We start from the raw sequence: 18,864 nt of genomic DNA on the forward strand, positions 1-18,864 counted from the left end.
ACTGATAGGGTAAACGACTATAAAATACAAAAGGCTGTCTGTTGATAATCAATCCAGACAGCCTTTGTTTTATCTTGTCAAAACCGGAACAGGGAAGAAGTTCCCCGAATTCCGGTTCTGTTTTATTAATGCCACAACATATCTCCAGTTACAGCAGCGAATTTCTCTTCGCTAGCTTTGCGAAGTTTGATTGAACCGTCACCCCAGTTTGAAGGCCAACCTCCGATTACATGGCCAAGGAATACAGCTTTGATTTCATGCAAACCTTTTGCCAAAGCAACAGAGTTGTCTTTTCTTGAGAAACGCTTAACTTCACCTGCATTGTTTACAAGCAATTTGCCGTCAATCCAAACTTCTTCTAAATCTGAAGAAATATAATATACACCATCTTCAGGAATATCAATATAACCGTTAGCAACAGCAGCATACTGTTTTACGCCACGCATTGATTCGCTAGTCTTAACCTGGCTTCTCAATTCTTTAGTTTCCTTGATTACAGATTTCTTGCCAGTCTTGTTGGCAGCTTCAAGTTCTTTTACATTGAGATACATTCCGTCGAATACTTCCATATTCAAACCAGGAGCTTTCTTTGCAACTTCCTTAGCCGGAGCCAAAGCCTGTTTTTCAACTTGGATAGTACGAACCGGACTCATCTTGCCTGAAGGAAGAACAGAAGCAATTTTCAAAGTAGTTGTTTCTGTAATTTCGATAGGTGCAGAATATGCAGTAGAAGATTCTGTTGGTTCGCTTCCGTCAGTTGTATAAATCATCTTAATCGGACGGCTAGTCTTGAATTCCAAAGAAGCTTTGTCAGTAAATGCAACGAAATTGCAAGAACCGTTAGGCTGCTCAGGCTGTGGAATATGATAATTAATATCATGTTCGTCAAGACGCACATAAGCATTGTCTATACGACGTTCAAAGTCTTTGTAATCTTTTTTGTCTTCAGGAGTCCAGCCAATTTCAGCAATAGCAATGATACGAGGATAAGTACGATATTCGCGGATATCTTCATTATAAAGATATTCAGACCAAACATTTCCCTGAACACCAAGAACAAATTCAGATTTGCCCATCTGAGCCAATGTGTCAGGCACAGGATTGTAAGAATAAGTCTTTTCCAACAAAGTCATACCACCGATTGCAACCGGTTCGATTTTAGGATCGCCCTGATAATGGTCAAGATACATTCCGTTTCCGCCAGGAGTCATGATAACAGTGTGATTCATCAAAGCAGCAGCAATACCGCCTTCTTCACCACGCCATGACATAACTGTTGCTGTAGGAGCAAGACCACCTTCAAGGATTTCGTCCCAACCGATGATTTTCTTACCCTTAGTTGCAAGATATTTTTCCATGCGCTGGATAACATAGCTCTGCAATCTTTCTTCAGCAGTATGTTTTCCGTCAGCTTTCAAACCTTCTTCTCTGATTCGTTTCTGGCAAAGAGGACAGCTCTTCCAGCTAGTCTTAGGACATTCGTCACCACCGATATGGAAATATTCGCTAGGGAACAAAGGAACCATTTCGTCGATAACGTCTTCAAGGAATTCAAACATATCTTCTTTACCCGGACACATAACGATATCCTCAACACCCCAGATTATACGTGGAGTAGTTGGTTCGCCTTTACATGAAAGTTCAGGATAAGCAGCAATAGCAGCAAGTTCGTGTCCCGGAATTTCCAATTCAGGAACAACTGTGATAAATCTGTCTGCAGCATATTTTACTACTTCCTTGATTTCTTCCTGAGTGTAGAAACCTTTATGTTCAGTTCCTTCGCCATCAATACGAGTAGAACCTACTTCTGTCAGTTTCGGATATTTCTTTATTTCAATACGCCATCCCTGGTCTTCAGTCAAGTGCCAGTGCAGACGGTTGATTTTGAACAATGCCAAAACATCAATCTGTTTCTTGATGTCTTCAACAGGCATAAAGTGACGACATGGGTCAATCATCATACCACGATAGCCGAAACGAGGCTCATCTTTGATGCTTGCAGATGGAGCAGTCCATGCAATACCCTCAACTTTCTGAGCGCTTTCAATTTCAGCAGGCAAAAGCTGCATGAATGACTGCATACCATAGAAAAGACCCTGAGGAGTTTTAGCTTTAACAGTAACATTTGAAGGAGTAACATCAAGAGCGTATCCTTCATCATTTACGTCAAGAGATTCATCAATTGATAGTGTTATATCTCCTTTGTCTGCTACCTGGATATTATATCCTGTCGCAGCTTTCATTTTAGATGCAAAGAACTCTGCGATAGTTTTCGCTTCTGGAGTTGTTGCACCAAATGTAGTTTTTTTGTTTAGCTTGAATTGGCCGTCATGTTGTGTAAGGCTCATAGGTGCAGGGATAATGTTGATTCCCTGGTTGTAGACTTTAACTACACCTTGTTCCTCATTACATGAAGCTAATAAGCATAATGCCATTCCGGCACATAAAGTTGCTAAAAGCTTTTTCATGATTGTTTAGTTTAATGAATTATGATTATTTTAGTAGACAATTAACGAGGGGACAAGTAGACAAGAATGCAATCTGACAATAAATTATAACCTCGTCAACTTGTCTTCTCGTCAACTTGTCCCCTTGAAATATTACCATGCAAAGATAGGATATTCTTTCATCATTGAATTAACCTTTTCGCGAACAGAAGCAATTGTCTTGTCGCATTCTGGTGATGCAAGAACTGTATCAATCATTTCAACGATTTCACCCATCAACTCTTCTTTTGCTCCACGTGTTGTAATAGCTGGTGTTCCGATGCGGATACCGGATGTCTGGAATGCTGATCTGCTGTCGAATGGAACCATGTTCTTGTTGACAGTAATGTCAGCAGCAACCAAAGCTCTTTCTGCAACTTTACCAGTAAGTTCAGGGAACTTAGTGCGAAGGTCAATCAACATACTGTGGTTGTCAGTACCGCCGGAAATAATCTTGTAACCTTTGTCGATAAATGCCTGAGCCATTGTAGCTGCATTTTTCTTAACCTGCATCTGATATTCCTTATATTCTGGTTCCAATGCTTCACCGAAGGCAACAGCCTTAGCAGCAATTACGTGTTCAAGCGGACCGCCCTGAATTCCTGGGAATACAGCAGAATCAAGCAATTGTGACATTTTCTTGATTTCGCCTTTTGGAGTTTTCTTTCCCCAAGGATTTTCAAAGTCTTTGCCAAGAAGGATGATACCACCGCGTGGACCACGCAAAGTCTTGTGAGTTGTTGAAGTTACAATATGAGCATATTCCAACGGATTGTTCAACAATCCGGCTGCGATAAGACCTGCAGGATGAGCCATGTCAATCATAAGCAAAGCGCCAACTTTGTCAGCGATTTCTCTCATTCTCTTATAATCCCAGTCGCGAGAATATGCAGAACCACCACCGATAATCAATTTCGGTTTTTCGCGCAATGCAACTTCTTCCATCTGGTCGTAGTCGACGCGTCCGGTTTCTTCTTTTACATTATATTCTGTAGCACGATACAAAATACCTGAACTATTCACAGCAGAACCATGAGACAAGTGACCGCCGTGAGCCAGATTCAAACCAAGGAAAGTATCACCAGGATTAAGAACAGCCAAAAGAACAGCTGCGTTAGCCTGTGCACCTGAATGAGGCTGAACATTTGCCCATTCAGCATTGAATATTTTCTTCAATCTTTCGATTGCAATTGTTTCACTCTGGTCTACTACTTCGCAACCACCATAATAACGTTTCCCAGGATAACCTTCGGCATATTTGTTAGTCAGGCAGCTTCCCATTGCCTGCATTACTTGTTCACTTACAAAGTTTTCAGAAGCAATCAACTCAATACCTTTCAACTGACGCTGATGTTCTTTTTCAATGATGTCAAAAATAATGTTGTCCCTTTTCATATTTAATATCAAATTTTGATTAAGAAATAGAATTACATCTTTTGCAAATTTAGCATGTTTTTTTATATATGAACTATAAACCCATGCCTCTTTTTAGCAAAATCTCATATTCCGAGAGTGGATTAATGTAGATACTCAAAACAGAAAGTATCAAAATGTCAATTTTGACATTTTGATAAATAAACTTCTTGTGGCTCGTGTTTTTAAGGCATGAGATAAGGTTGATGAATTTTGTCGGACTCTCAGAGAGTTTAGCTTTTTCAATATGTAAGTATTGGAGGTTATATTTGTGTAACTTGAACAGTAATTACCTGGTATTTTGTGATTGGTTATATAAATGCATTCGGAGAAAAGTTTTTATTGATGGAAAAATGATATTTGAATTACGTTCGTGATTTGCTCTCTTCCAGACGAATTTGGACAAGGAATTAGGCGCTTTCCCGACAAATTCTTTAGATTCCGGGAAATTTATCCGGACATTCTGGTAAATATATATAGATGTATAGGTGAATAAATATAATAGTATAGCAAGATAATTATAGTTGTATCCAAGATTTCTTGTAGATGTTTGCCGAATATGTTGTAATTATTCCCGAAAAAGTCCAGAATTATAGCTCGTTTTGAGTAAAAACGCAAGAAAATAAATATTAAAGCAATCAGACAAATACGCTATATTTAATCAAAATGATATATATTTTGTTGTTTTACTTACATATAGATAATGTGTAAATTGCTTCATGTGTTGTCTTGTAAAATAGTAAATTTTGAATTAATAGATGAGAGAAAGGCAACATTAAAGAAGAAATATGTTATAAATTATATATTTTTAATGGTTTTTTTTAATAAAAACTTGCATTTTTAATAATAATTCATTTTATTTGTGATTAGAGAAAAGCGCTATGAGAAATGTAGATTAATTATTTTAGTTTAGTTGAAGTGTTAACCTTTTTCTTGATTAGACTCGTGCTTTTCAATGTGTTTTTTTAATTATTAATTATTAGAGTTTATTTTATGAGGAAATTGTTACCAATGCTAGGTCTTGCAGCAATATTCTCACAAACGTTGCAAGCGCAAGAGAGGATGATTTCGGGAGTTGTCGTTTCTTCTGAAGACGGTTTACCAATGGTGGGTGTATCTATTATGGATAAACAGAGTAATACCGGAGTGATTACCGATTTAAATGGTAATTTCACTATTCAAGTTTCCCCAAAAACAAAATCTTTATTGGTTTCTTATCTTGGTTATAAAGCCATCGAAACTAAGATTGACGGTAAAACTATGAAGATTGTTATGGAACCAGATTTGGTTGCATTGGACGAAGTTATGGTAGTTGCCTATGGTACTGGAAAGAAATCTTCTTTTACGGGTTCTGCTACAGTAGTTAAGAGCGAATCATTGGAAAAAATCAAGGCATCAAACGTTACACAGGCTTTGCAAGGACAGAGTAGTGGTGTTCAGGTTTTGAACAGTACTGGTGAGCCGGGCGAAGATGCTACAATTATGATTCGTGGTATTGGTTCAATGAATGCTTCAAGTTCTCCGCTATATGTTGTCGATGGAACTGCTTATGATGGTTATCTGAATGCTATCAACCCGGCAGATATCGAATCTATGACCGTTTTGAAAGATGCTTCAGCAACTGCATTGTATGGTTCACGTGCAGCAAATGGTGTTGTGATGATTACAACAAAGAAAGGTAACAGCGAGAAAGGTCAGATTAATTTCCGTTCATCTTGGGGTTGGTCAAGCCTTGCTGTAGATTTGCCTCGTGCATTATCTCCGCAGGAATATTCTGAGTTAACATGGCAAGCCCTTTATAATGGTTATATGGATAACGGTTATGCTCAGAGCGATGCTGCCAACTATGCTTCAACTTACCTTACCGGACAGTTTGGTATAAATCCATTCAGCGTAGACCAGCCAGTAGGTCTTGACGGTAAAATGAATCCTGATGCTGAATTGCTTTACTCTGGCGATTGGAGAGGAGCTTTGATGAAATCTCGTCTTCGCCAGGAATATAATGTTGACTTCAGTGGTAAGTCAAAGAAAGCTGACTATTATCTTTCTGCCGGCTACTTGAACGACAAGGGCGTTTTCACTATTTCTGAATTTGAACGTTTCACTACCCGTGCTAATTTGAATTATCAGGTAAACAAGTGGTTAAAGGTTGGAACTAATATTAACTTGTCACATAGCAAACGCGAAGGTTCTTCAAGTGAATCTGTTGTTTGGATGCTCCGCACTATGCCTACCATTTATCCTATTTATAAGTGGGATGCTGAAGCAGGAGCTTATGCCCGTGACGACAATGGTAAATTGATTTACGATTATGGTGACAACCGTACAGGATGGAGTGGATGGAACACTGTAGCCGATAATGAATATAATAAGTATCCTTATATGAATGACAACGCTTCTGCGCGTTCATATTTCGAGATTGACTTTATTCCTGGATTGAAATGGCGTACTAACTTTAGTTTCGACTATGTTGGTTATACTTACGACGGATATACAAACAGTGAATATGGTTTTGCAGCAGGTTATGGCGGTGAAGCTTACAAGAGTTCTGCCCGTACTTTCTCCTGGACATTGAACAACCTTTTGACTTACGAAAAGGCTTTTGGAGATCACTCTATCAATGTCCTTGTTGGTCAGGAAGCTTATTCAATGAATTATAAATATCTCGATGCATCTAAACGTGGTTTGCCTTTCTTTGGTATAACTGAAATCGGTGCTGCTTCTGAGATGAACTCTATGAACTCATATACTGATAATTATCGCCTTATGAGTTACCTGAGCCGTGCTGAATATGACTATAAAGATCGTTATTATGTATCTGCCAGCTTCCGTACCGATGGTTCTTCTCGTTTCCATCCGGACAATCGCTGGGGTAAGTTCTGGTCAGTCGGCGGTTCTTGGCGTATATCAAATGAAGATTTTATGTCTTCAACAACAGACTGGTTGGATAACTTGAAACTGAAAGCCAGCTATGGTGCTGTGGGTAACGATAATCTTGGAACATATTATGCTTATCAAGGTTTGTATGCAACAGGATTGAACAACTATAACGATGCAGGTGTTATGATCAGCCGTTTGCCAAACAGGAATTTGAAATGGGAAACTAACTTGCAGACAAATGTGGGTGTTGATTTTGCTATGTTCAACAGACTTAGTGGTAGTTTCGAGTGGTTCAGCCGTAAATCAAAAGATTTGTTGTTCTATATGCCTATGGCTCCATCAACAGGTTTCAGTGGAATTGACAGAAATATTGGTGACGTGAAGAATGTCGGTGTTGAATTCTCTTTGAACTTTGCTGCAATCAACACTAAAGACTTCAAGTGGACAATTGATTTGAACGGTACACATTATAAGAATACTATTACCAAACTTCCTCAGGAAGAAATCAACTCAGGTGTTTTCAAATGGCGTGAAGGTGAATCACGATATAATTTCTGGGGACCAGAATATGCAGGTGTAAACCCGGAAACTGGTAACGATATGTACTGGATGAATGTTTACGCTACAGATGAAAACGGTAATGAATATGTCAAGGAAAGAGTAAAGACAGAAGATTACAATCAGGTGACTAGCGACAAACAGAAAAAGTATCTTGGTGATGCGATTCCTAAGTTGTTTGGTGGTTTCACTAACAACTTTGTATATAAAGGTATAGATTTGTCATTCATGCTTTATTACAGCATTGGTGGAAAACTTTACGATAGTGACTATTCACAAATGATGTCTTACCGTATCGGTTATGGCATGCACCCTGATATGCTTGATGCGTGGACTCCGGAAAATACAAATGCTGAGTTCCCTCGTATTTCAACAGCATATGCAAACTACTTGAATGCTTATACATCTAAATTCATATATGATAATTCATTCGTCCGCTTGCGTAATGTAACTTTGGGATACACTTTGCCACAGTCTTGGACTCGCAAATTCCAGGTTAATTCGTTGAGATTATATGTTCAGGGCGACAATATCCTGACATTCGGTAGTGCTGTTGGTAGAGGTACAGATCCTGAACAAGGAATTGACGGATGTACTGCAAACCGTTTCCCAATTACCAAGTCTGTATCTTTTGGTCTGCAGCTGAATTTGTAATGTGTTGAATTATGTGTAACTTTTAAAGAAATGAAAATGATGAAACCAGCTAAATATTTATTGACAGTATTTGCAATGTCGGGCTTGCTGACTGGAGGTCTGACATCATGCAGTGATTTCCTTGAAACAAACCCATCAACTTCTGTCTCTGACAATCAGGTGTTCACTACTGTATCAGGTGCACAGGCTGCATTGAATGGTTGCTATTATCAGATGAAGTGCTATAGCGGTGGTGGTGCTAACCGTAGTGATGACTGGGGAATTCCTTCTATACAGATGATTTCCGATATGTGTGGAGAAGACGTTATAAATAATGGCGGTGGTTGGTATGGTTACAATTATAATTATTGGGGAGAAACTCGTGGTGACATCTTCCGTTCAGGTCAGCTATGGACATTCCATTATCGCCTTATCAACAACCTTAATTCCGTAATTACATATATCGACGATTGTGAAGGTGATGCGACAGAAAAGCAATATATAAAAGGCCAGGCTCTTGCAATGAGAGGTTGGGCTTATTTCAACCTTGCAAGATTGTTCCAGCAGACATATGCTATAGCAAAAGATATGCCTGGTGTGCCTATCTATACAGAACCGACAACTGAAGCTACTCAAGGAAAGCCGCGTGGTACGTTGGAGCAAACTTATCAGCAGGTTCTGTCTGACCTTGAAACTGCAGAACCTATGCTCGAAGGTTTTGTTCGCAGTAGTAGCAATCCTAATGTCTTCAACCAGGCAATTGTGGATGGTATTTTGTCCGAAGTATATCAGGTTATGCATAATTGGGCTAAGTCGGAAGAATATTCTAGAAAAGTTTTGGCACAGTATCCGTTGACATCTAATGATGAATATACTTCTGGATTCAATGACCATACATTGAGTTCATGGATTTGGTCAATCAAGCAGACTGAGGAACAGAATATGGGTGACTATTCTCCATTTGCAATGTGGTATAACAATACTCGTTCGTGCTGGACTTTCGCTTGCTTTATCTTAGCTGATGATTTCGTAGCTCTTTTCGATGAATCAGATATCCGCTTCCAGCAGATGCAGCAGTGGGAAAATACTTCCGGACAGAAATTCTGGGTTTCAATGAAATTCAGGGATAATGAAGACTGTCGTGGTTCAATAGTTGTGATGCGTTCTGATGAAATGTTGCTCAATGCAGCTGAAGCTTGTGCACGCCAGGGCAAGGAAGGCGAAGCAAAAGAATTATTGTGGCAATTACAGGATATGCGTCAGGCAAAACGTACAGAAGCCTCTGGACAGGAATTGCTTGAAGCAATTTGGATTGAAAGACGCAAAGAACTTTATGGTGAAGGTTTCGCTACATTTGATATGATTCGTACTGAGAAACCGTTGGTTCGTGGCGGTAACCATGTAGCTTATGGCGGTTCAATTCAGTTGCCGGCTCATTCATGGAGATTCATTTATCAGATACCGTCTTCAGAATTGAAGAATAATACATCAATGGTTGATGATATCTGGCCTAATGGCGACCAGAATCCTTATGATGGTGTTTATGTCCCATAATAAGGACCTGTATAATTGATTTTTTGGGGCTTAAGGAGTCAAGTAGCCGTTTGGCTACAAGACTCCTTTTGTTTTGAGTATCTATTTATGATTTTATCTTTTCAGAAACTTTGGAAGTCTGCTTCCTGGAAACGTGTGACTTCGGTGTTCCATCTTTCTTCCACAAACTTGCAATGGTCTGGATTTGCTGTGTAGTTGTCGAAATCCTGTTGGTTGGCAAATTTCATAAGGAAAGCATACTGATAGTCGTTTTTCGGACTGCACTGGCGGCAAGCCTGGAATTCATATACACCAGGAACAGCAGTAAGTATTCTTACACCGTCTTTAATGAAGTTTTCTGCTTCAGCAGAGCCGACAGGATATTTTAGGTCGAACTGAACTGTGTGATATATTTCACCGGATTTCAATTTGTTTTCCGACGTGCAAGATGAAATTGTTCCTGCGGTTGCAGCCATAACTGTAGCAGCTCCTGCTCCTTTGAAAAATTCTCTCCTTTTCATTCTTTATTAAATTAGGTTATACAATTATTATTTGTGAGTTCAAAGATATGTTATTCTTTTTAAGAATGAAGATTTGAATCATTTCAAATTAGTTTTGACTATCATAACAGCTGATTATACAACTTACATTATAATATGTGAAATATGGATTTTAAGATGTATCTTTGCAGTGAGAAAGAATATGAATTTGTAAGCTGTTCATTTGTGTTACGACATATTTGAGCACTCAAAAACATTAATAACAGATTATATGAAGCGAATTATAGAGATTTGTGCCAATTCTGCCCAAAGCTGTGTAGAGGCGGAGAAAGGCGGAGCGACTAGAGTTGAGTTATGTGCAGGAATTCCGGAAGGCGGAACTACTCCAAGTTATGGAGAAATAAAAACGGCTCAAGCTCTGACGTCGAATATTGACATTAATGTTATTATTCGCCCACGTGGAGGTGATTTCTTATACACTGAAGCAGAAATACAATCGATGTTGCTCGATATAGAACTTTGCAAACAGTTGGGTGTTCATGGTGTTGTGTTCGGTTGTCTGACAAAAGAAGGAGATATAGATGTGCCTCTGATGAAAAGACTTATTGATGCTGCAAAGCCATTGTCTGTAACTTGCCATCGTGCATTCGATGTGTGCCGCGACCCATTTACTGCTTTGGAGCAGCTAATAGAATTAGGTTGTGACAGAATTCTTACTTCAGGACAGCAATCTGATGCCGTAAAAGGAATTCCTTTGTTGAAGGAACTTGTTGCCAAGGCTGGAGACAGAATAATCATAATGCCTGGATGCGGTGTCCGTGAAAATAATATTGAGCTTATTGAAAAGGAAACAGGTGCAAAAGAATTCCATACTTCAGCAAGAAGCATAGTTTACAGCCGTATGGAATATCGCAACGAAAATGTTCCGATGGGAAGCAGTGCTGTTTCTTCTGAATTTGAGACAGTGGAAACAGACCATAAGAAAGTTGCTGTTTTTGTCGGAGAATAGAAATAAAAGTAGACTAGGCTACAGAGACGAGTTGACAAGATATTTTACCTTATCAACTCGTCAAATTGTCTCTCGTCAACTAAAACACAAAAGGTTGTCAGTTCTTTTGAAGTTTGGCAACCTTTTTGCTGTATAATATAATGTAAAAGGAATCAGTAAACAGATAAAGTTCTGAAGATATCCTTTTAACACATTGTTAAACAAAAGAATAATAAAAGATTACTAGATATGAGCCAGAAAGATTTACATAACGAAGAGCAAATTAATGAGAATGTTGAACAGGAAAATGTTCAGCAGGATGCGACAAATTTGCATGAAGAGCAGGTAAATTCGTCAGACAACACTGAGGAAACTGACAAAGTGGCTGACCCACTTGCTGAGTTGCAGGCAAAATATAACGAACTTAACGATTCACATCTTCGCCTGATGGCAGAGTTCGATAACTATCGTAAAAGAACACTTAGAGAAAAATCAGAATTGATAAAGAATGGTGGAGAAAATGCTTTGACTCAGCTTCTTCCTGTTGTAGATGATTTTGAACGTGCATTGCAGAACGTGCGTAAAGCAGATAATGTTGAAGCTGTGGCAGAGGGCGTTGAGCTGATTTACAACAAGTTTATTGCATATCTTACTTCACAGGGCGTGAAAGCTATGGAAACTGCAGGACAGTCATTCGATGCTGATATATATGAAGCTATCGCTACTATTCCGGCTCCTACGGAAGACCTGAAAGGAAAAGTTATTGACTGCGTTCAGACAGGTTATATGCTTAATGAGAAAGTGATTCGTCACGCTAAAGTTGTTGTTGGAGAATAATTAAAGGAAGGAAGATGGCAAAGAGAGATTACTACGAAGTGCTGGGCGTAAGCAAAGATGCGTCAGCAGATGAAATAAAGAAAGCTTATAGAAAAAAGGCAATCCAGTATCATCCTGATAAGAATCCGGACGACAAGGACGCTGAAGAAAAGTTTAAAGAAGCGGCAGAAGCTTATGATGTGTTGAGCGACCCGCAGAAACGTCAGCGTTATGACCAGTTCGGTCATGCCGGAGTTGGAGGCGCATCTTCACAAGGCGGATTCGGCGGCGGTATGTCTATGGATGACATCTTCTCTCAATTCGGTGATATTTTCGGTGGTCATTTTGGCGGATTCGGCGGTTTTGGCGGATTCGGTGGCGGTTCACGTGGCGGACGACGCGTAAACAGAGGTTCTGATTTGCGTGTGAAAGTGAAGCTGACTCTGAAAGACATCGCAAACGGAGTTGAAAAGAAAATCAAGGTTAAGAAATATGTTCCTTGTAAGCATTGTCACGGAACAGGTGCTGATGGCGACGAAGGAACAAAAACATGTGAAACTTGTAAAGGTTCAGGTGTAGTTACACGTGTTGCCAACACAATCTTGGGACAGATGCAGACTCAGACAACTTGTCCTACTTGCGGTGGTGAAGGAAAGACTATCGTTAAGAAATGTCCGGAATGTAATGGTGAAGGTATTGTTCGCGATGAAGAAATCATCACTTTAAATATTCCAGCCGGCGTTGCTGAAGGCATGCAGTTGTCAATGAACGGAAAAGGTAATGCTGCAAGACACGGCGGTATCAATGGTGACTTGCTTATCCTGATTGAGGAAGAAGAACATCCTGATTTGATTCGTGACGACAACGATTTGTTGTATAACTTGCTGTTGAGCTTCCCTCAGGCAGCATTGGGATGCAGCGTTGAAGTTCCTACTGTCGACGGTAAAGCCAAACTTAAAATTGAACCGGGAACACAGCCTGGAAAAGTATTGCGCTTGAGAAACAAAGGTCTTCCTTCAGTGAACGGCTACGGAACAGGAGATTTGCTTGTTAACGTCAGCGTCTATGTTCCTGAAACATTGTCTTCTTCAGAAAAAGAAACACTTAACGGACTGGAAAATTCTCCAAACTTCATGCCGAACAAATCCATGAAGGAAAAGATTTTTGCTAAGTTCAGAAGGTTGTTTGATTGATTGAGAATAAGTTCTTATATACTGATAAGTAGCGGCTTCTAAAAGATGTCGCTACTTTTTTTATGGCTAAGAGTTAAAATAGACTTGACATTTGTTTTTTACTTTTATATCTTTGAATAAGATAGAAAGTATAAACCAAGCTTTTTGTGTTTTATATTCTATTTATTTTATTCTGTAATAACTAAAATGAATCAGTATGGAAAATCCAAAACGACTTCTCAGACCTGTAAATGGTAAAATGATAGCCGGAGTTTGCGCCGGAATAGCAAATTATTTTGATATTGACCCGACTATCGTGCGTATTATATATGTTCTTATGTTTTTCATGCTGGGAACAGGAATTCTGTTGTATCTGATATTATGGTTGGTAATTCCTCAGGAAAAAATTTACTATTAATATCGGATATAGAAAACCAGATTTGCTAATTTGACGATTTCAAACAAAGAATTGAATGAATTTTGAATTATCATCACCATTCCGTCCGATGGGAGACCAGCCGGAAGCAATTGCGGCTTTGTCTGACGGATTGAGGAATGGAGTGCCATATCAGACATTACTCGGAGTAACTGGTTCGGGAAAGACATTTACGATTGCGAATGTTATCAAGGAAGTTCAGAAACCGACATTGATATTGAGCCACAACAAGACGCTTGCAGCTCAGCTCTACAGCGAATTCAAGGCGTTTTTCCCGAATAATGCTGTTGAATATTTTGTCTCTTATTACGATTATTATCAGCCGGAAGCATATCTGCCATCTACCGATACTTATATAGAAAAGGATTTGGCAATTAATGACGAGATTGACAAACTGAGACTGAGAGCCACAGCGTCTTTGCTGTCCGGAAGAAGAGATGTAATCGTTGTTTCATCTGTTTCCTGTCTTTATGGTATGGCAGATCCGAGAGCATTTGCCGAAAAGGTCACTCATATCGAGCGAGGAATGCAGATTGACAGAGACAAACTTATCAGAAGATTCGTGGATGCTCTGTATATAAACAACAAGCTGGAATTTAAAAGCGGATGCTTCCGTGTAAACGGTGATACTGTTGACATTTTCCCTGCAATTGAAACATTTGATGGTGTAGCATACAGAATCGAATTCTGGGGAGACGAGATAGACCGCATATCGTCCTTTGACCCTCAGACAGGGCAGGAGATTGACGAGCAGGACGAATTAAATATTTATCCCACAAACCTTTTCGTTACCACTCAGGAAAGAATCAACCAGGCAATCAGCCAGATTGATGTGGATTTGGGCACACAAGTCGAGTATATGAAGGAAATAGGAAAGCATTACGAGGCAAAACGTCTGTATGAACGCGTGACCTTCGATTTGGAAATGATTCGTGAACTCGGTCATTGCTCCGGAATCGAGAACTACTCCAGATATTTTGACGGACGCGCCGCAGGCGAAAGACCTTTCTGTCTTCTTGATTATTTCCCTAGAGATTTCCTTCTTGTTGTGGACGAAAGCCATGTTACTATTCCTCAAATCAGGGCAATGTATGGCGGCGACTATGCAAGAAAGAAAAACCTTGTGGAATATGGTTTCCGTCTGCCTTCAGCAATGGACAACCGCCCGCTTACATTCGATGAGTTTGAGTCACTTACTCCTTGTGCCATATATGTGAGCGCCACTCCTGCAGAGTATGAACTGGAGAAGAGCGAGGGAATTGTTGTTGACCAGGTGATTCGTCCGACCGGATTGCTTGACCCGATTATTGAAGTTCGCCCGACATTGAATCAGATTGATGATTTGATGGAAGAAATAACAGTGCGTGCAGCTAAGGACGAGAGAATCCTTGTCACTACTCTTACTAAGCGAATGGCGGAAGAACTCACAACATATATGAGCCGAATGGGAGTGAGATGTAATTATATCCACAGCGACGTGGACACTCTCGAGCGAGTTCAGATAATGGACGACTTGAGAAAAGGCCTGTTTGATGTTCTTATCGGAGTAAACTTGTTGAGAGAAGGTTTGGACTTGCCGGAAGTTTCGCTTGTTGCTATTCTTGATGCAGACAAAGAAGGATTCTTGCGTTCACACCGTTCGCTTACACAGACAGCTGGACGTGCAGCAAGAAATGTAAACGGAAAAGTTATTTTCTATGCGGACAAGATAACAGAAAGCATGAAGCTGACTATGGATGAAACCAACCGTAGGCGAGAAAAGCAGATGGCTTATAATGAAGCTCACGGCATAACACCAAGACAGGTCGTTAAGAACAGTGTTTCTATTGTAGCCGAAAAGCAGCAGAATGCCGAGGCTTATGCTTATGTCGAGCCGGAACGTCCGGTTGCAGCCGACCCTGTTGCACAATATATGAATGTTCAGCAGCTTGAAAAGCTTATCGAAAGAACAAGAAAGCAAATGAATGAAGCTGCCAAGAAGCTGGAGTTTATTGAAGCTGCACAATACAGAGATGAGCTTCTGAAACTAGAAGAATTGTTGAAAAATAAAAAGGAATAATATGAGACAATTAATATTGTTGTTTCTGTGTGTTTTCAGCCTTGGATTACCAAAGGCTGAAGCACAAGACCGAAAGTTTTATCACAAGGAAGATTCTCTGAAAGTTGAGAAATATATTGCTTTTCTGTCTGACAAGTCGTCTGAGCCGGCAGGAGAGCAGATAATCAGTACTGCAAAGCTATTTCTTGATTTGCCTTATGTTGCTTCAACATTGGAGAAAACTCCGGAAACTCTGGTCGTGAACTTAAGGGAACTGGATTGTACTACATTAGTTGAAACAGTTCTTGCCCTAGTCCGTACATCTCAGACCGGAGGAAAGAATTTTGCAGACTATTGTAATACGTTGGAGAATATCCGATATAGAAACGGAAAAGTATCTTATACGGAAAGATTGCATTATATTGCAGACTGGAAAACTTATAATGAAAAGAAAGGTATCTTGAAAGATATTACATCCGGAATAAAAGGAAACATAAAATATCATTTGGATTTGTCTTTTATCTCTTCTCATCCAAATTTGTATAAACAGCTCGAATCCAATCCGGAATGGACCGCCATTATCCGAGAATATGAAAAAGAAGCAAACCAGAGAGACTACTATTATATTCCCAAAGAATCGCTCGATAAGGCAAGTTGTTCAATCAAAAATGGAGATATAATTGGCTTTGTAACAAGCATTAAAGGCCTGGATGTCTCACATATGGCATTTGCTTATTGGCAAGATGGCATGCTTAAATTTATTCATGCTTCGTCAGCTGAGAAAAGAGTTGTTATAAATAGAGAAAGCTTAAAAGAGTACTTGAATAAGCAATCTAAAATAAAAGGAATTTGGATAATAAGAGTAAATGATATAAATCATTGAATGATATGATAGTAATAAAATTCATGATATAAGTAATTAATAAAAAATCTTTCATACATTTTTTTGATTTAAAATAAAAATCCATATATTTGTGCTTGATAAGTATGTTATATAGCAGTCGTGGTAAAGCAGCAAAAAAGAGAAGAAATAGATTTTTCGGCTAGTTTGTCGGAAGTTTGGAGAGTATTGACTGAAAAAGAACGCGATATTCTTCGAAACAATTCGTCTATACAGCACTTCAAGCGCAACGAATTGATATATTGTGAAGGTGATGAGCCTAAAGAGATGATGTGCCTTCTGAAAGGAAAGGTCAAAATCTACAAAGATGGTGTTGGAGGAAGAAGCCAGATAATCAGAATGATAAAGCCTATCCAGTATTTTGGCTATAGAGCAAACTTTGCTCAGGAAGATTATTTGACTAATGCTTCAGCATTCGAAGCATCAACAGTTTGTATGATTCCTATGACTATTGTCACGGACCTGATTATGGCAAATCCTCAATTGGCAATGTTCTTTATTCGCCAGCTGTCAATAGACTTGGGTATTGCAGATGAGAGAACAGTAAATCTTACTCAAAAGCATATTCGAGGCCGTTTGGCAGAATCTTTGTTATTCCTGAAAGATAGCTATGGATTGGAAGAAGACGGTGCTACTTTGAGTATTTATCTTGCCCGCGAAGATTTGGCTAATTTGTCGAATATGACAACTTCAAATGCAATCAGAACTCTTTCAACATTTGTCGCAGAGCGAATAATAGCAATCGACGGAAGAAAAATAAAGCTGATTGATGAAGATAAATTGCGTAAAATAAGCAAAATGGGATAAAATCCCGATACTGTAGTAATTCTCTGTCAATAACTTTTTTAATAATATAGTCCCATCCAATGTGAGAAGTCTTGCACTGGATGGGATTCTTGTTTTTATGAGCCATATAAATATGGTGTGTTGTCAATAAAAATAAGAATATATAAATTTGCCCTACACAAGTAAGAAATAGTTCAAACACTATAATAATGAAAAATCGTTTAAAACCAATAATGTTTGTCGGTACTTGCTCCGACGCTGGCAAGAGCGTCATCAATGCAGCATTTTGCCGAATTTTCAAACAAGATGGATATTCTCCTGCGCCTTTCAAGGCACAAAATATGTCTTTGAATTCTTATTCAACTATCGATGGCGGCGAGATGGGACGAGCCCAGGTCGTACAGGCAGAAGCTTGCTGCATTGAGCCTCATACTGATATGAATCCCGTTTTGCTGAAGCCGACTAGCGACAAAGGTTCGCAAGTAGTTCTCAACGGTCGTCCAATTGGAAATATGTCTGCAAAGGATTATTTCGGGATGAAACTTCAGAAAGAGGAATTGTTCAAGGAAGCAGTAGCAGCGTTCTCCCGCTTAGAGTCGAAATACAATCCTATAGTTCTGGAAGGAGCAGGAAGTATTTCCGAGATAAATCTGCGCGACCGTGATATAACAAATATGAGAATGGCAATAAAAGCCGGAGCAGACACATATCTTGTCGCAGATATCGACCGTGGTGGAGTTTTCGGTTCCGTATATGGAACAATAGCTTTGCTGACTGAAGAAGAACGCAAGCGTATAAAAGGCGTAATCATAAACAAATTCCGTGGAGATATTTCTCTCTTCGACGAAGGAAGGAAAATAATTGAAGACATGACCGGTGTTCCGGTTGTAGGAGTCGTTCCTTATTTCAGCAATATCAAGATTGAAGAAGAAGACTCAGTTGTCCTGGAAAGGAAGATGAGAACTTATAGCAGCGGAAAAATCAATGTGGCAATAATATTGCTCAAGCGCATGTCCAATTTCACTGATTTTGATGTTCTGGAAATGGACCCGCGTTTTAATCCATATTATACAAATAATCCGGAAGACATCGAAAAGGCAGATATCATATTGTTGCCCGGTTCAAAGAACACTTTGGCAGACTTGCAGCACTTGCGTGCCAATGGAGTCGCTGATGTAATAGTGAAATGCTTCAAGAACGGAAAGAAAGTCATCGGCATTTGTGGCGGATATCAGATGATGGGAGCAAGGCTGGAAGATCCGAATGCATTGGAAGGAAATATTCCTGTTATTCCTGGCTTGGGACTTTTGCCTCAGTGCACGGTTATTGAGCCGGAGAAAATTACTAAACAGAGCAACTTCTCTTTCCTTAACGGCAAAAATCCTGAGACGAAATCCTGCAAAGGATATGAAATACATATGGGACGGACAACTATTATAGGCGACGCTCCTCAAAAACCTGTAGCATTGCTGGAAGACGGGCGCACAGACGGATATTATCTGGGCCCGAATTGCTGGGGAAGTTATATGCACGGTATTTTGGATAACACTGACGTTCTCAATCATCTGGCTGAAGGATTCGATAAAAATCCTGTAAATGATAACTTTGATTATGCGACATTCAAAAATGAGCAATATGATAAGTTGGCCGATTGGGTAAGACAGCATGTGGATATGGATTATATCTACAAAAGTCTTAAAAGTGATTCTTCCGACTTATAAAAA

The 18,864-nt window shown here is 39.4% G+C and carries 13 protein-coding genes; 10 read left to right on the plus strand and 3 right to left on the minus strand.

Annotated features, from left to right (window positions below; genetic code table 11):
- Positions 1–125: 125 nt before the first annotated feature.
- Complete coding sequence (locus ACYIAR_RS00155; protein ID WP_480331327.1) at positions 126–2,468, minus strand: family 20 glycosylhydrolase; 2,343 nt, start codon at positions 2,466–2,468, stop codon at positions 126–128.
- Positions 2,469–2,600: 132 nt separating this feature from the next.
- Entirely contained in the window at positions 2,601–3,881 is a 1,281-nt protein-coding gene (glyA, locus tag ACYIAR_RS00160) for a serine hydroxymethyltransferase (protein WP_299229936.1), read from the minus strand.
- A gap of 1,011 nt (positions 3,882–4,892) precedes the next feature.
- On the opposite strand from glyA, the gene ACYIAR_RS00165 reads away from it, so the two are divergent.
- Positions 4,893–7,991: a SusC/RagA family TonB-linked outer membrane protein gene (locus ACYIAR_RS00165; protein WP_480331329.1), complete on the plus strand. Its 3,099-nt coding sequence runs from the start codon at positions 4,893–4,895 to the stop codon at positions 7,989–7,991.
- Positions 7,992–8,021: 30 nt separating this feature from the next.
- Complete coding sequence (locus ACYIAR_RS00170; protein ID WP_480331331.1) at positions 8,022–9,524, plus strand: RagB/SusD family nutrient uptake outer membrane protein; 1,503 nt, start codon at positions 8,022–8,024, stop codon at positions 9,522–9,524.
- A 101-nt stretch (positions 9,525–9,625) separates the two neighbouring features.
- Here ACYIAR_RS00170 and ACYIAR_RS00175 read toward each other — a convergent pair whose 3' ends face one another.
- A complete protein-coding gene (locus tag ACYIAR_RS00175; RefSeq protein ID WP_299229930.1) occupies positions 9,626–10,024 on the minus strand; it encodes a Dabb family protein in 399 nt (132 codons plus the stop codon).
- 250 nt (positions 10,025–10,274) lie between these two features.
- On the opposite strand from ACYIAR_RS00175, the gene ACYIAR_RS00180 reads away from it, so the two are divergent.
- The 8 genes from ACYIAR_RS00180 to ACYIAR_RS00215 all read left to right on the plus strand — a co-directional run bounded on the left by ACYIAR_RS00180 (position 10,275) and on the right by ACYIAR_RS00215 (position 18,861).
- On the plus strand, positions 10,275–11,012 hold the full coding sequence (locus tag ACYIAR_RS00180; RefSeq protein WP_299229928.1) for a copper homeostasis protein CutC: 738 nt from the start codon (positions 10,275–10,277) through the stop codon (positions 11,010–11,012).
- A 192-nt stretch (positions 11,013–11,204) separates the two neighbouring features.
- Positions 11,205–11,828 carry a nucleotide exchange factor GrpE gene (locus ACYIAR_RS00185; RefSeq protein WP_480333685.1) on the plus strand — a complete coding sequence of 208 codons (624 nt, stop codon included), beginning with the start codon at positions 11,205–11,207 and terminating at the stop codon, positions 11,826–11,828.
- Positions 11,829–11,842: 14 nt separating this feature from the next.
- Positions 11,843–13,000: a molecular chaperone DnaJ gene (dnaJ, locus tag ACYIAR_RS00190; RefSeq protein WP_299229924.1), complete on the plus strand. Its 1,158-nt coding sequence runs from the start codon at positions 11,843–11,845 to the stop codon at positions 12,998–13,000.
- Between the two features lie 196 nt (positions 13,001–13,196).
- Positions 13,197–13,397 (plus strand): PspC domain-containing protein, encoded by a 201-nt coding sequence (locus ACYIAR_RS00195; protein ID WP_299229922.1) that lies wholly within the window; start codon positions 13,197–13,199, stop codon positions 13,395–13,397.
- Between the two features lie 55 nt (positions 13,398–13,452).
- Entirely contained in the window at positions 13,453–15,474 is a 2,022-nt protein-coding gene (uvrB, locus tag ACYIAR_RS00200) for an excinuclease ABC subunit UvrB (protein ID WP_480331335.1), read from the plus strand.
- A 1-nt stretch (position 15,475) separates the two neighbouring features.
- Positions 15,476–16,336 (plus strand): N-acetylmuramoyl-L-alanine amidase-like domain-containing protein, encoded by an 861-nt coding sequence (locus ACYIAR_RS00205; RefSeq protein WP_480331337.1) that lies wholly within the window; start codon positions 15,476–15,478, stop codon positions 16,334–16,336.
- 120 nt (positions 16,337–16,456) lie between these two features.
- On the plus strand, positions 16,457–17,161 hold the full coding sequence (locus ACYIAR_RS00210) for a Crp/Fnr family transcriptional regulator (protein WP_299229916.1): 705 nt from the start codon (positions 16,457–16,459) through the stop codon (positions 17,159–17,161).
- A gap of 188 nt (positions 17,162–17,349) precedes the next feature.
- Positions 17,350–18,861: a cobyric acid synthase gene (locus tag ACYIAR_RS00215; RefSeq protein WP_480331340.1), complete on the plus strand. Its 1,512-nt coding sequence runs from the start codon at positions 17,350–17,352 to the stop codon at positions 18,859–18,861.
- Positions 18,862–18,864 lie beyond the last annotated feature (3 nt).

The organism is Parabacteroides sp. KHUB-01 (assembly GCF_056640935.1).

Coding starts and splice junctions, on each gene's coding strand:
- ACYIAR_RS00170 (WP_480331331.1), top strand. CDS start 8,022: ATGAAAATGATGAAACCAGCTAAATATTTATTGACAGTATTTGCAATG.
- ACYIAR_RS00215 (WP_480331340.1), top strand. CDS start 17,350: ATGAAAAATCGTTTAAAACCAATAATGTTTGTCGGTACTTGCTCCGAC.
- ACYIAR_RS00165 (WP_480331329.1), top strand. CDS start 4,893: ATGAGGAAATTGTTACCAATGCTAGGTCTTGCAGCAATATTCTCACAA.
- ACYIAR_RS00155 (WP_480331327.1), bottom strand. CDS start 2,468: ATGAAAAAGCTTTTAGCAACTTTATGTGCCGGAATGGCATTATGCTTA.
- ACYIAR_RS00175 (WP_299229930.1), bottom strand. CDS start 10,024: ATGAAAAGGAGAGAATTTTTCAAAGGAGCAGGAGCTGCTACAGTTATG.
- glyA (WP_299229936.1), bottom strand. CDS start 3,881: ATGAAAAGGGACAACATTATTTTTGACATCATTGAAAAAGAACATCAG.
- ACYIAR_RS00195 (WP_299229922.1), top strand. CDS start 13,197: ATGGAAAATCCAAAACGACTTCTCAGACCTGTAAATGGTAAAATGATA.
- ACYIAR_RS00205 (WP_480331337.1), top strand. CDS start 15,476: ATGAGACAATTAATATTGTTGTTTCTGTGTGTTTTCAGCCTTGGATTA.
- dnaJ (WP_299229924.1), top strand. CDS start 11,843: ATGGCAAAGAGAGATTACTACGAAGTGCTGGGCGTAAGCAAAGATGCG.
- uvrB (WP_480331335.1), top strand. CDS start 13,453: ATGAATTTTGAATTATCATCACCATTCCGTCCGATGGGAGACCAGCCG.
- ACYIAR_RS00180 (WP_299229928.1), top strand. CDS start 10,275: ATGAAGCGAATTATAGAGATTTGTGCCAATTCTGCCCAAAGCTGTGTA.